The sequence below is a fragment of the Candidatus Anaplasma sp. TIGMIC genome (genome assembly GCF_028204095.1).
Classification (GTDB): domain Bacteria; phylum Pseudomonadota; class Alphaproteobacteria; order Rickettsiales; family Anaplasmataceae; genus Anaplasma.
Map to the genome: position 1 here is coordinate 1 of NZ_JAQLOH010000029.1, position 13419 is coordinate 13419.

15 protein-coding genes and 1 other RNA gene are annotated in these 13419 nt (G+C 43.7%); 8 read left to right on the plus strand and 8 right to left on the minus strand.

Annotation, left to right across the window (positions count from 1 at the left end; genetic code table 11):
• Positions 1–325: 325 nt before the first annotated feature.
• The 3 genes from rimM to rplS are packed head-to-tail and all read left to right on the plus strand — an operon-like array spanning position 326 to position 1944.
• Complete coding sequence (gene rimM / locus PGW94_RS03565) at positions 326–850, plus strand: ribosome maturation factor RimM (RefSeq protein WP_271758720.1); 525 nt, start codon at positions 326–328, stop codon at positions 848–850.
• Positions 851–852: 2 nt separating this feature from the next.
• Positions 853–1536, plus strand: a complete 684-nt coding sequence (gene trmD / locus PGW94_RS03570; RefSeq protein WP_271758721.1) for a tRNA (guanosine(37)-N1)-methyltransferase TrmD — start codon at positions 853–855, stop codon at positions 1534–1536.
• Between the two features lie 18 nt (positions 1537–1554).
• Positions 1555–1944, plus strand: a complete 390-nt coding sequence (gene rplS, locus PGW94_RS03575) for a 50S ribosomal protein L19 (RefSeq protein WP_271758722.1) — start codon at positions 1555–1557, stop codon at positions 1942–1944.
• A gap of 5 nt (positions 1945–1949) precedes the next feature.
• Here the strand turns inward: rplS and PGW94_RS03580 are convergent, their stop codons facing one another.
• Entirely contained in the window at positions 1950–2474 is a 525-nt protein-coding gene (locus PGW94_RS03580; RefSeq protein WP_271758724.1) for a CinA family protein, read from the minus strand.
• Positions 2475–2537: 63 nt separating this feature from the next.
• Here PGW94_RS03580 and thrS point away from each other — a divergent pair, with 63 nt between their 5' ends.
• Positions 2538–4454: a threonine--tRNA ligase gene (gene thrS / locus PGW94_RS03585; RefSeq protein WP_410519529.1), complete on the plus strand. Its 1917-nt coding sequence runs from the start codon at positions 2538–2540 to the stop codon at positions 4452–4454.
• 32 nt (positions 4455–4486) lie between these two features.
• Entirely contained in the window at positions 4487–5008 is a 522-nt protein-coding gene (gene infC, locus PGW94_RS03590) for a translation initiation factor IF-3 (protein ID WP_271758727.1), read from the plus strand.
• A 140-nt stretch (positions 5009–5148) separates the two neighbouring features.
• Here infC and tsaE read toward each other — a convergent pair whose 3' ends face one another.
• The 7 genes from tsaE to PGW94_RS03625 form a co-directional block, all read right to left on the minus strand.
• Complete coding sequence (gene tsaE / locus PGW94_RS03595) at positions 5149–5613, minus strand: tRNA (adenosine(37)-N6)-threonylcarbamoyltransferase complex ATPase subunit type 1 TsaE (protein WP_271758729.1); 465 nt, start codon at positions 5611–5613, stop codon at positions 5149–5151.
• Between the two features lie 19 nt (positions 5614–5632).
• Positions 5633–6334 carry a Bax inhibitor-1 family protein gene (locus PGW94_RS03600; protein ID WP_271758731.1) on the minus strand — a complete coding sequence of 234 codons (702 nt, stop codon included), beginning with the start codon at positions 6332–6334 and terminating at the stop codon, positions 5633–5635.
• A gap of 159 nt (positions 6335–6493) precedes the next feature.
• The gene (locus tag PGW94_RS03605; protein WP_271758733.1) at positions 6494–7507 is read right to left on the minus strand and encodes an aspartate-semialdehyde dehydrogenase; all 1014 of its coding nucleotides are present in this window, start codon (positions 7505–7507) and stop codon (positions 6494–6496) included.
• Positions 7508–7511: 4 nt separating this feature from the next.
• Complete coding sequence (locus PGW94_RS03610) at positions 7512–7820, minus strand: YbaB/EbfC family nucleoid-associated protein (RefSeq protein WP_271758735.1); 309 nt, start codon at positions 7818–7820, stop codon at positions 7512–7514.
• A gap of 11 nt (positions 7821–7831) precedes the next feature.
• Positions 7832–9223, minus strand: coding sequence for a DNA polymerase III subunit gamma/tau (gene dnaX / locus PGW94_RS03615; RefSeq protein WP_271758737.1), 1392 nt, complete (start codon positions 9221–9223; stop codon positions 7832–7834).
• Positions 9224–9245: 22 nt separating this feature from the next.
• An RNA gene (gene ffs, locus PGW94_RS03620) (signal recognition particle sRNA small type) lies at positions 9246–9338 on the minus strand.
• Positions 9339–9406: 68 nt separating this feature from the next.
• Positions 9407–10414: a type I glyceraldehyde-3-phosphate dehydrogenase gene (locus PGW94_RS03625; protein ID WP_271758739.1), complete on the minus strand. Its 1008-nt coding sequence runs from the start codon at positions 10412–10414 to the stop codon at positions 9407–9409.
• A 192-nt stretch (positions 10415–10606) separates the two neighbouring features.
• Between PGW94_RS03625 and PGW94_RS03630 the strand changes: the two genes are divergently transcribed.
• From PGW94_RS03630 to elbB, 3 genes are all read left to right on the plus strand, one after another.
• Positions 10607–11554 carry a hypothetical protein gene (locus PGW94_RS03630; protein ID WP_271758741.1) on the plus strand — a complete coding sequence of 316 codons (948 nt, stop codon included), beginning with the start codon at positions 10607–10609 and terminating at the stop codon, positions 11552–11554.
• Positions 11555–11824: 270 nt separating this feature from the next.
• Positions 11825–12784, plus strand: coding sequence for a hypothetical protein (locus PGW94_RS03635; protein ID WP_271758742.1), 960 nt, complete (start codon positions 11825–11827; stop codon positions 12782–12784).
• A 21-nt stretch (positions 12785–12805) separates the two neighbouring features.
• Positions 12806–13419 (plus strand): isoprenoid biosynthesis glyoxalase ElbB (gene elbB, locus PGW94_RS03640; protein ID WP_271758744.1); only part of this gene is annotated, 614 nt, incomplete at its 3' end.

Below are 13419 nucleotides of genomic sequence, written 5' to 3' on the forward strand. Positions count from 1 at the left end.
CTAAAGATGCTGCTCTGGCCTCTTTTGATCTGGCCTATTCTGGTTGTGAAGTGGGGATTAAGTATAATTCCTCTTTTGTGTTTCGGTAGCAGCCAAGTTTTGTGTTTTGTTTGTTCATAAACCTCCACCATCTATAGTTATACATTGAGGCTATGAAAGCCTGTATTTTAATCGGTGCGTAGATGTGAAACACCGTGGTTTATTGTGGTGAGCCTGAACACGGCTGCGTATAATTTCAGGTATACATTTTTTCCTCTTATGGGCAGTTAGGTCGTTTGAAATTGAAAAATAGTGGCCACAGGTGTAGAATGCCTTCCTTACGGTAATGAACTTTTTTACTTTGGATACTGATGGGTCACATGTTCTTCTAGGTATTGTGTGCTCGGCACACGGTGTACGTGGGCAAGTAAGGGTTAAAACCTTTACCCATGATCCTCGAGATATTGCTGCGTATGGAGCCGTTACTGATGGAGAGCGTACTTATGAGATTAAGGTTGTTTCTGTTCTGAAAAACGGCATGGTTATCGCACACGTTGGTGGGGTAGAAACGAGAGACGCGGCTGATGCGCTTAAAGATGTACGCTTTTTTGTCCATCCTTCGTGCTTACCAAAGTTGGAAAATGGAGAGTTCTACCATGTCGATCTAATTGGTCTAGCTGTAAAGCTACTTGATGGAACAGAATATGGGTCCATCACTGACGTTCTTAATTTTGGCACTTGTGACATTGTGGAGATCGCTGTGCCTTCGGGTAAAAAGGTTCTTTTTCCTTTTACTGAATGTATTTTTCCTGACGTTTTTCCTGAAAAGGGAGAGATACTATTTGTTCCACCAGAAACAGTCGGCGCTTAGCCATGATTTTTAACGTGCTCACAGTCATTCCAGGGATGTTCCCGGGTCCCTTAGGGTTTTCTAACTTGGGTGCCGCCCGTGCAAGGGGGCTTTGGTCCCTTAATGTAGTGGATATCAGGTCTTTTGCCTTAGATAAACACGGCTCTGTGGATGACAAACCTTATGGTGGTGGCCCTGGTATGGTGCTGAAAGCTGACGTCGTAGGGAATTGTGTAGAAAGCGTACTGGCCACAAATCCCGACACAAAACTCATCTATACTTCGCCACGTGGCGTGAGGTTTACGCAAGATATAGCTAGACAAACTATGTGCTTTAGCAATATAACCTTACTCTGCGGGCGGTTCGAAGGTGTTGATGAGAGGGTTGTAAGGTTTTACAACTTTCAGGAGATTAGCGTAGGGGACTTTGTTCTTACCGGCGGTGAGCTGGCTGCAATGCTGCTCATCGATGTGTGCGTTCGCATGGTGCCTGGAGTTGTGGGCAACTCCGATAGCCTTGAGGAAGAAAGCTTCAGTAACGGAAGCCTAGAGTACCCGCAGTATACGAGACCATGTTCTTGGAATGGGCTGGATGTACCGCCGGTGCTATTGTCGGGTAACCATGCCGAGATCGAGAAGTGGCGGCGAGAGGCTTCCCTTGAGTTGACTAAAATAAGGCGGCCGGATTTGATGAAGAAAGATATTTAGAAGATACGCGGTTTAGAGATGAGTGAATTACTTACAAAGTTTAATTTGAAACAAGTCGCGCAGCTAAAACAAGCCAATAATGTAGAGCTGCCGGTTTTCAATTCCGGAGATACCGTCAAAGTCAGTATAAACGTATTTGATGGTGTTAGCTGGAGAATGCAAACATTTGAAGGTGTCTGCATCAAAAAACGAAACAGGGGATTACACTCCTCTTTCACCTTGAGAAAGATAAGCCATAACGAAAGTATTCAGTTACAGGTGTTTACCCATTCACCAAACCTAAAATCTGTTGAAGTGGTAAGATATGGCAAGGTGCGGCGTGCTAAGCTTTACTACCTACTAGATTTGTTCGGTAAAGCTGCAAGAATAAAGGAAAAGTCCGATAATCGGAGAAAGGCTGCTAAATAGTAGTGTTATTCATCCCATCGCTGTTGGAGTATGATGTTTAGGGCGCTGGCGGCGGCTTTTTTTTGAATTTCGCTACGCATAAGGTGTCTGCCGTACGTAAATCTGTGCGCTACGGACTCCAGATGCCTTTTTGCGCAGCCGATGAACACAGTCCCCGTATTTTCTTCTTCCAGGAACGTAGAGTCTTCCGTTGTAGTTCTTCCCCCGGCAAATCCTGTCGAGGAAATTGCCAGGTCCACGTTGGGCATCCGGTCAATAAGACTATCCGCCATTGATATAGCTGTTGCATTGCTGACCGCGCCGTGTGTATCGAGGAATTCTAAGCTGATTCCAAGTAGTTTATGCTTTGCGTTGTCAGTGTAGGTAACTAGCGAGCAAACTAAAACATCTGATGCTCCGGGAATTGATGTTATCAGGAATGATAGCAATCCGCCCGTACATGATTCGGCAAGGGCGATCTTTTTTTTGACGCTTTTTAGATAGTGTACGCACGTTTCGGCTTTTTTTATAAGTTCTTCGCTTATTTCCATATAAAACGTGTCCACGTGTGGAAATTTATCATTATACTGTGTTTTCTTCTTCGGAATCGTACAATGATAAACATTACCACTTCGTTCGGTGACAAGAAATCGTGTAGTTTTTCTTCACCGATGCCTGTATCTTCAATAGTTTCTGAAATATTTAAAGAAATAGAAGGCTCTGTGGTTGCTGTTTTTGTAGACGGTACAGTGTGTGGGTTAACAGATATCGTTACATGTGATTCTGTAGTAGAACCAATTCTTGGCGACAGTGCCGAGGGACAAACGATTATACTGCGCAGCGCAGCACTACTTATATCGTACGCGATAAAGGAGTTGTTTCCGGAAGTGAAGCAAGGAACTTGGTGCGAGGATGAGAACACATTTAATTACGATTTTGACCTTACTTATCGTGTGTCGGAAAAAGATCTCGAAAACATAGAGCGTAAGGCCGAAGAAATTGCGGCGCAGTGTAAAACAATTACCATTGAAACCTGGAAGAGGCAGCAGGCGTTTGAGTTTTTTAGTGTCCAGGGAGAAGAATATACAAGAGAGCTGCTTGAAGGTTATCCTGAGGGCCAAGAGGATATCCTTGTCTACAGGATGGGGGACTTAGTAAATCTATACCGTGGCCCTGTTACTCGTACAACGGGTTATGTAAGGGCTTTTAAGCTTACAAAAATCTCAGGTGTGTATTGGCAGGGTGACTGTAACAACAAAATGCTTCAGCGTGTAACGGGCACAGCATGGCATAGCAAGGAATCCCTAGACCGCTATTTAAGCGATTTTGCTGAAGCTGAAAAAAGAGATCATAGAAGGATAGCTCGCGAGCTAGAGTGGTTTCACATACAAAATGAGGCTCTTGGACAAGTATTTTGGCATCCGAAAGGGTGGACACTCTATCGTACTGTGGAAAGCTATCTAAGAGGAAAACTAAGAGATAACGGCTATTTTGAAATTAAAACTCCGATACTTTTGGATCGTCAGCTATGGGAGAAATCCGGACATTGGGATAAATTTCGGGAAAGTATGTTCATAGTGAGTGGAAAAGATAAAAGAGAACTCGCGATAAAGCCAATGAATTGTCCTTGTCATGTTCAGGTTTTCAATTCTAAGACTCGTAGCTACAAAGACTTACCTTTCCGCATGTCGGAGTTTGGAATGTGCCACAGGAACGAGCCGTCGGGTTCTCTGTATGGGTTGATGCGGGTTCGGGGATTTACACAGGATGACGCCCATATCTTCTGTACGAAGGAGCAAATAAAAAGTGAAGTTGTGCAGTTCTACAATCTGTTAGTCGAAGTTTATCACGCATTCGGCTTTGACGACGTGATAGTTAAGTTGTCAGACCGACCTGAGAGCAGAATTGGCTCGGAGGAGTTGTGGGACGCAGCTGAACAGTCACTCATCGACTCGATGAATGAAGTTGGTGTAAAGTTCGAGATAAACAAAGGAGAGGGAGCATTTTATGGTCCTAAACTGGAATTTACGCTTAAAGATGCTCTAGGCAGGGAATGGCAGTGTGGGACAATACAGATAGACTTTGTTTTACCAGAGCGTCTTGGGGCATATTACATAGGAGATGATGGATGTAAGCACCATCCTGTTATGATCCACAGGGCAATATTGGGCACGCTGGAGCGTTTTATAGGAATACTAATCGAGCATTATGCCGGCAACGTCCCTGCATGGCTTGCACCGATCCAGGTAGAAATACTAACCGTTTCTAAAGATGTTACAGAATATGCAAACTCCTTAAAGGATCAGGCAATTGCCCATAACATTCGTGCTATCGTCAACAACAGTGAAGAAAGCGTCGGGCAAAAGATCCGTAAATCCATTTTTAACAAAGTTCCTGTACTATGGGTGGTAGGGACAGCGGAAGAGAGAGAAGGCACGGTGTCTGTCCGCGAGTATGGTTCAAGCCATGCGAGTGTAATGGGCGCTGAGAAAGCGTTGAAAACGTTGGTAACATGTGTTAGCATCCGCTAAGTGACTATAGTGTTTAGTTTTGTGGGTTTGAGGTGGAGAAGAAAGGTCCTAGGATAAACGATGCAATAACCGCGTCGCATGTTCGTCTCGTCGATGCCGAAGGCAACATGGTTGGGGTTGTGTCTTTAGAAGAAGCTTTAGCCGCTGCAACCAGCGCAGGCCTCGATTTAGTTGAGGTTGTGGGTGAGGGTGAGTACCCAGTGTGCAAGATCTTTAACTACAGCCGTCAGAAATATAACAAGAAGAAACAGGGCTCTCCAAAAAGGCAAAAGTCGTCTTCGGTGAAGGAGCTGAAATTTCGGCTTAACATTGAAGATAATGACTACAACATAAAACTAAACAATCTCAAAGGCTTTATAGAAAAGGGTAATAAAGTCAAAGTCTCTATAAGATTCGTTGGCCGTGAGCTTCAGTACAAGGAAGTTGGCTTCGATATTCTTGAGCGGCTTATCAATGATACGGCTGGCGTTGCAAAGCCGGAAACTACTCCGCGTATGGACGGCAACGTACTTAGTATGTTGTTTGTTAGCCGCACTACAGGCAGCGGCATATAGTTTTATTATCTTCCGGACTTTATCCACGTCGCCATATTGTCGGTGGCGGCTCACGTATAGAAGCCGTTCTGCTCGGACCACATTTCCGCTAGCTGTAAATAACATGTGTAGCAAGCAAGCGTGCATTCTGACAGTGAAGGTTAACCACTGTGAGCTTCGATTCGCACGTTACACAGGCCATTTTTCCATTCGATTATAACATCGCGTTTTGTTGCCGCATCCCTTCCAGAGGCCTTTAAGCTGACACGTACGTCAAAATTTATAACCTCTTCTATCAGTTTTGGCCACTCGATTAGCACCAGGTTTTCTTCGAGCACTTCAAAAAGGCCCAAGTCTTGCACTTCACGTAAACTTTCCACACGGTACAGATCTACGTGATACAGAGTGAACCCGGAACAACTATACTCATGAATCAGCCCGTAAGTGGGACTACCGAGAAAGCTGTCTTTCGATAACTTTCGAATAACCTCCCGGCAAAAAGTGGTCTTACCAGAACCAAGGTCACCTGTCAAAGCCACAGTACAGCCTGCGCATAACCGCACAGCACAGCGGCGAGCAACTTCCTTCAACGAGCCGACGCCTAACGCCTTGTAACTCTCTATCATTTACGCATAGAGAACCTGGCTATCTACGATCCCCCATCAGATGCAGAAGGCTTATAAATATATTGATATAAGCAAAATACAGACTCGTAGCGCCCATTATAGCCATCTTCCCAGAAGTCACATCAGAACCATCATTGAATCTGTAATACATATCTTTTATCTCCTGTGCATTGACCGCAGTTAATGCAGTAAACACAAGCACTGAAACTAGCGATATAGCAAAATGGAGTGGGCCACTCATCATGAACCAATTCACAACTGATGCAACTATCAGCCCCACTACACCCATGTACAGGAACGAACTAAACCTAGAAAGGTCCTTTTTTGTAGTGTTACCATACAAGGCCATCAAGCCAAACATAGTAGAGGATATGAAGAACACCCTAGCTATGCTATGTGACGTGTACACAATGAATATGTACGAAAGCGACAGCCCCATCACCGCGGAAAAGCCGAAAAACACAACCATCATACTCTTAAGGCTCATTTTTTGGATCCGCGCTGCCATCACGAATACCATTATCATTGGTGCAATGGCTACAACCCAGTGTAGCGGCGTTCCGTATATAGCGCTCATCAGCCCCCCACTCTGCGACACCACATATGCCACTATCCCTGTAACACCAAGAGCCATAGCCATGTAGTTATAAACCCGAACGAGGTAACTTCTTAACCCAGCGCAATAATAGGCACTTCCATACCTAGCACTATAACTATCCATAAAGCCCAACACCGTTGATAAGAAACCCGCTATTCTAACATATACAAGCGTTATGAGCAATGAAAATAAGGCCCACAAGTGCCTAGGTGCGGGCGGACGTTGTTAAGCAATTTGTAAAAATCTAAGATTGGATAACAAAAACGCATTGTAGAAAAACTTCTACGCAAGATGTTCAGCTGCCAAAATCTGGGCTATCTTCACCATATCGGTAGCGCTGCGCTTCAGGTTATCAGCAGTACACCACATACTGATGCCGTGAGGGACTGTGGAATCACAGCGGACTCTAGAGACATAAACCTCTTCATCATTCACACATTCAATGGGAGTGATGTATTTTGTTTCACTTTCTCCATCCACAACTAAAATGTTAGGGGAATCACTGAGAACTTCGAGTACCTCATCTCTAGAAATAGCATTGCAGAACTGGATATTGAGAACTGCGGAGTGGGAGACATACACGGGCACAAAAACACAAGTAACTGCCACCTCTACTTCACCGCACAACAACCTATTTATCTCATGAGATATGCACTTCTCTTCCGATGTGTACTCACCATCTGCCATTTCTCCAACAAACGGAATGCAATTAAACGAAATTTGCTTTGGCAGCTCGCTACACTGAACCTTCTGACTCATAAACATAGACTTAGTCTGGTTATATAGTTCGGACATAGCCTCTCTTCCGACATGAGACACGGAGTGAAAAGTAGTAACCACCACTCGCTCAATTTTAACGCACTCATGCAAGGGAAAAAGTACCGTACTAACCTGCGAGGCCGCACTACAAGGTGTTGCTATAACTCCAAGTTTTTTATACTCACCAATGCATATACTGTTTATGCTAGGCACGACGAGAGGTATACTAACATCCTGTCGGGAATGTGCAGTACCGTCTATGACGACGCAACCGCCCACAATTGCATCTCCAATATACCTTTCCGCTACACCATCGCCTGATGAAAAAATTGCCAACGATGCACCTTCAAAGTCATACTTATCGACGCTGCGGCAGACCAAGCTTTCATTTTCTCCGTAACTTAGGCGCTTTCCCACTGTATCTTCGTAAGACAGCGCTACTACATCTTCTGACGACATACCAATGTCAGATAGAGCACTGACAACATTGCGCCCAACCGCAGTATGAGCACCAACTACAGCTATAACACAATTCATAATATTAGAAGTAGAAAGACATTAAAGAGCTCATGAAACCCTTATTATGATCAATGGACTTCTTAAACGCGTCGTCAAATGCCGCCTTAATTAAATCCTCAAGCATGTAGGCCTCTTCCTCAAGAAGGGCAGGATCCACCTTTACCTCCTGCACCTTGTATTCCACGAAATTTGACAGAAGTATCTTAACGTACACCTTACCACCAAGAGACTGCCCCTCGAAAGACCTAGGCTCCTGATACACCTTGAATTCAGATAACTTCCTCCTGATGGCATCCTGTAAATCCGAAAACTTCTGATCGTCAAAAGGCATAAAGGTACTCATCAGATATCCAAACACTTAAAACCAACTACCGAGGCACCCTTAAAGTTATTCATAACGTCAGCAACTACCTCATCGTCGCCTGGATTGTACACTGTGTTGCTTCCACTTACATCATTTTTTTTATCGCAACCTTCTTCGTTTGCGGTACCAAAGGCACTTTCTTCCTTATCGTTCTTTTCCACTCGGCTACAAACTGAACCATAATCAGGTTTCCCATACTGGTTACCAGCGCTACTTCCATCAGAAATTGACATCTGCGAGGTTTCAGACTGCCCTTGCCCCGCACAGAACTTTGAAGATATTACAGAAGCCAGTTTTTGAGGTGATGGCAGATCACTGAGGTAGCACAGCCTCACTACAATCATCTCGCCCGTTTGCTGTTGGCTTTCAGAACCTTTAAGTTCACCTATTCCGTGGGATACCAGCTGCCACATCCTAGAAAGAAAGGGGGTTGATCTCGCCCTTTCTATCCCTAGTATTTGATTACCAAGGCAGGTTGACGAGTTGTCGCCCACTGAATGCAAGCAGAGCTCATATATTACTTTTTGTATTCCCTCAAAAATTGCTATTGTCGCACTGGAGCGACACAGCTCTCTGAATGCCTCAATCGCTTTTAAGACGTCACTCGCAATGATTTTCGAAGTTAAATCTTCTATTGAGTTCCGGTCAATGCAACCCAACATTTCCATCACGTCGTCAACGTTTATCTTCATCTTCGAGTAGATGGATGCTTGTTCTAGAAGCAGCAGCGAATTACGCACCGAACCTGCCGAATTCTCCGCTATGAGCATCAAGCTCTTATCGTCATGTTGTATGTTTTCAAGATTGGCAACCTTCTTTAGATGGGCAAAGAGCTGATTTACTGACAGCCTAAGCAAATCCAGACGTAAACATCTAGAAGCAACAGTTACTGGCACTTTACGTGCTTCAGTAGTCGCCATTATGAACCTTACATGTTGTGCCGGGCTTTCCAACGTCTTGAGCAGTGCATTGAACGCGCTCGTTGAGAGCATGTGCACCTCGTCTATTATATAGACTCGGAACCTACAACATGTAGGCATGTAATTTGAGCTTTCGAGAATGACCCTTATATCGTCCACCCCGGTATTACTCGCAGCATCCATCTCCACCACATCGGGATTTCGCGACTCAAGTATCGATGTGCAGCTCCCACAAGAGCAACACGGAGTAGCGGTAGGGCCGCGTTCACAATTGAGGCACAGCGCCACTATCCGAGCACATGTGGTTTTACCAACGCCGCTGGCTCCCACCATAAGTAAAGGAACACTCAGCTCACCTGTATCGAAGGAGTTACTCAGTATCCTAACCAGTACGTCCTGGCCTATCAGATCTCCGAAGTTGTTGGGCCTGTACTTCAGCGCTAGATTCACAAGCAAACCACTTTTAGCAGCTCTAGGTGGACAGTACAACCCAGATTATCTATGCTACGGCTGCTTTATTTCTAACCTGACCGACTTCACATGAAATCCGCTCGCACTGCCCGTGTTGTTATAACATAATTCGTCACAAACTCAAATAACGTTTGGACACCTACCACATCATGAAACCAAAAACTATAAAGACCTACCTGCCACAATAGCGACATCTATCATTCTGTTCGCAAAAGCCCATTCGTTATCGTACCATCCCAAAACCCTAGCAAAGTTGCTCTCGCTAACGTACGTTTCAGAAAGGTCAAAAACCGCACTATATGAAGTGTGATTGAAGTCGACAGATACACACAGTTCCCACGTAGCCAATAGTATAGATTTATGCGCATTGGCAGCAGAGATAAAAGCCTCGTTCACTGCGTCGCGTGTAACTTTCACTGTGGGCACAAAGGTAAAATCCACTACAGAGACATTCGGCGTCGGGACTCTGATAGCCGAAGCTGATATCTTTCCCGCTAAGTTAGGAAACAGATAAGTAAGGGCCTTCGACGCACCTGTTGTTGTTGGAATCATAGATAAGGCACATGCTCTGGATCTGCGGAAGTCTTTATGGCTACCATCCACATGGTTTTGATCATTTGTATATGAATGGACAGTAGTAATAAAACCCCCTTCAATACCAAAAGCACTATTCATAGTACCCACAATATGAGCTGCACAATTTGTCGTGCATGAACCCACAGATACCACTTCATGACCACTCTTTATATCGTGCTCGTTTATACCGTATATAACCTGAATATCTGCATCCTCTACAGGCGCAGAAACAATAACTTTCTTTACAGAGCCACGGATATGCTTAGCTGACAAAGCCCTCTTATTGAATTTTCCTGTACATTCGAAAACCACGTCAACACCGCAAGATTTCCATGGAATGTTTTCCGGATCTCTCTCACAGAAGTACTTTATTTTCTTACCACATGTGTAAAGGTGATCATTCCCGACCTTTTCTATCTCGTGCTCGAATCTACCGTGCACCGAATCGTTGACCAACAAATGCCTGTGTAACGCAATGTCTGATGACCCATTCACTGCAACCAGTTCGATATTAGAGCCTATCTTCTGGTCACATAACAACCTAAATAAGCACCGCCCAATTCTTCCTAGGCCATTTATCCCCACTTTTAACATAGATCACATATTTGTTCACAGAGCCCCAACTTTGCCATTTGCAATAGTCTTGTGCAACCAATATGTGTATTTTTAAAGAAACCGTAGGGTTTTGACTCACTCCTAGGATGTAAAAACAACAAAAATGAATAATGAATTGGAAATATCAAAATAACCCATATTATGTCTATGAAAAAGTTTATAAATTGAGTAATGTCGTCCTACCCTCTCATCCAAAAGAAACTACTAAAGGTAGAAATAGAGTCCTACACCACACAACTCTTACTGCTCGGAAATTCCGTCTTCAGCGCAGCAACAGTGGTATTTTTCTTCCTACACCGTGGTGGGATGTTTGCAAAGATTGGATTCAATCTACAGAACTTTATTATTACGGTAGGCTTTATAACCATGCTTACCGGAATACTTTCTGTCATTTGTAGGGCTGTTTCAATATTTCATCTGGATAAAATTCGAAAACAAATTAGGGAACGCGAAGAAAGAATTCTTCGGTTAGGAGGAGATAAAATAGTAAAAAAGCAGCCAGAAAGCAAACTAATGCGAGCTGGGTTCTTTATGCAGAGTTGGGTGCAAACGCTTTTGTTTATGGGAACAATATGCTTATCTTTGCTATCCATAATATCCACAATGTCCTTATTACTTTACGGAGCTGGTCATCCCAGAACCTTGACCGTGTTTGGCGTAACATTAAATCCAATCATAGAGTGGGTTGGAAATATTATTTTTACCATCGCAACATACATGAGCTTAGGTTCATTTGCTATTCTGAACAGAAAAACAGACTTTTCTATTAAGAAGAACCGGGAAAATCTGAATAGAGTCTTGTTGCTTCTCCTATGTAACTCGCTAATTCTTGTTGGTATTTGTATTGGATACCTTGAAAAGAAAAATATACTCCATCCTATGCCGATTTACGGTAACTTTGTATTACACATGGGCTCCCTCCTAATAACAACAAGCATTGTTCTTTTTGCAGTTTTTTCCTATGGAATACTGGGAATAGTCGAGAATAGGTGTAACGATATCTACAAAAAAATTCAGAAAAGTCAGCCTATTGAAAGCTGCTTAGGTTATGACATAGTTTTGTCTCAGAATCTGTTCGATAAAGAATTTTCACAAAACGATGTGGCTATTTATTGGTAATATTCGATAAAAAAACATGGCTACAGAGAGAAGTAGAACATGAAAAGATTAATGTCGTACTATCCCTAATTTTATGCCATTCGTTCGAGGAAAATTTTGTAGTGATGGTGCACGCTTTCCACACTTGAAAATACAAAAATTCCTGCTTATTGATTAATAACTTTGTAAAAATAGTTACTATAGAGATATAATCTGTTGATTTGGTGTAATTCTGGTGTCTTACGCAACAGAAATGCACGTATTTCGTGGTTATGTCATCTGGTGCTTGTTATGAAGTATTCTCTTGGCATCCCTCGTAGGATGCTGGAAATAGAAAAGTTAAATTATGGGCGGCAGTGCTGCTCTTTAGCTTCCCTTGTTGCCGTTACGGCAATCTTTATGCTTCTTGCGGTGTCTCAAAGTGGTGCGGCAAAATGGCTCGGGAAGCACGGTAATAACTTCTGGATCACTATTGATTTCATTGCAGTGCTCATGGCTGCTTTGTCTCTTATATGCGGAATAGTGGTTGTATTTCACATAGAAAGACAAAAGAGGAAAATAAGAGAAAAAATAGAGAGCGAAGCGAGAAGAAGGGGCTTTAGAAGCAGAATAGAAGAAGAAAAAGCACACAAAAAGCTGATAGACAAGTTCAGCGACGTGATGGAAAAGTACGCAAACGGGGTTGACCTATTTGGTTCTGTTTGTAACTTCACCTTACAGATGTCTGCTATCACTCTATTGCTCGCGCATGGTGTCGCGCTTGGAGAACACATAAAGTTCGGCACTGTAGGTCTAAGCATTATCCATGTTGTGGATTTCATAAGTAACACTGCATACTTCCTTTCAGCGATGTTGTTCTGCACTTCACACATGATCATGCATAGAAACACCAAGGAGTTTTCTAAAAACCTTGTAAGACAAACACAGATCATGGTGCTCTTGGTCGTCGGTAACTTGCTTGTATGGGGCGGAAAGATCATAGTTGCTATGGAATCTATAGGCAAAATAGTACCTGCACAATTACCTACTGGGGGTACAATACCGCTTGGGTGGGCAACAAGGTCCATAGGTATGTTGCTGTGTGTTGCGAGTTTTTGTATGATCATGGCTAGCACCTCAAAGAAATGCGAGGAGCTTGAGAAGTTAGTAGAAAGTAGCGATGGCGCACGGGAAACTGTAACAATGCTGTCGACTCATGACGTTAGGTCTTGCTTTGGTTACTTCGAACATGGTGGTAAAAGGTTTGCGTAGCGTTTTTATGGTTAACATGAGATGAGAAGTGCAGTTCTTTTAAGTGGTTGCGGCCACATGGATGGTGCGGAGATACGAGAAGCTGTATTGGCGCTTCTTGCTTTGGATGTGCATGGTGTGGAGGTAGTATGTTGTGCGGCTGACGCAATGCAGCGTGACGTAGTAAACCACATAACTGGGCAGGAGGCTAATGAGAGCCGCAACATTCTACATGAATCTGCGCGGATTGCTCGGGGTGATATCAAAAGTCTGACGGACATATCCCCGGAGGACTTTGATATGATCGTTCTACCTGGCGGGCTTGGGGTTGCAAAGAATTATTCCAACATAATGGATGGAGAAGGTTCTGTAACCATAGCAAACGACGTTCAGTCGGTTTTGACTGGATTTGCTAAGAAAAGGAAGCCGATTGGTGCCATATGTATTGCCCCGGCTATTGTTGCAGCCTCACTACGAAGTATTGCAAAAGTTAAAGTGACACTGGGTGACAGCGCTAACGCGGGTATTATAGCCAGGTGTGGCGGAGAGCACATAGAGTGTGACACAGACCATTACGTTGAGGATACGGAGTGGGGTGTGTTTTCATGTTCTGCGTACATGAGAGCAGATGCTAGGTTACGTGATATCAGCTCTGG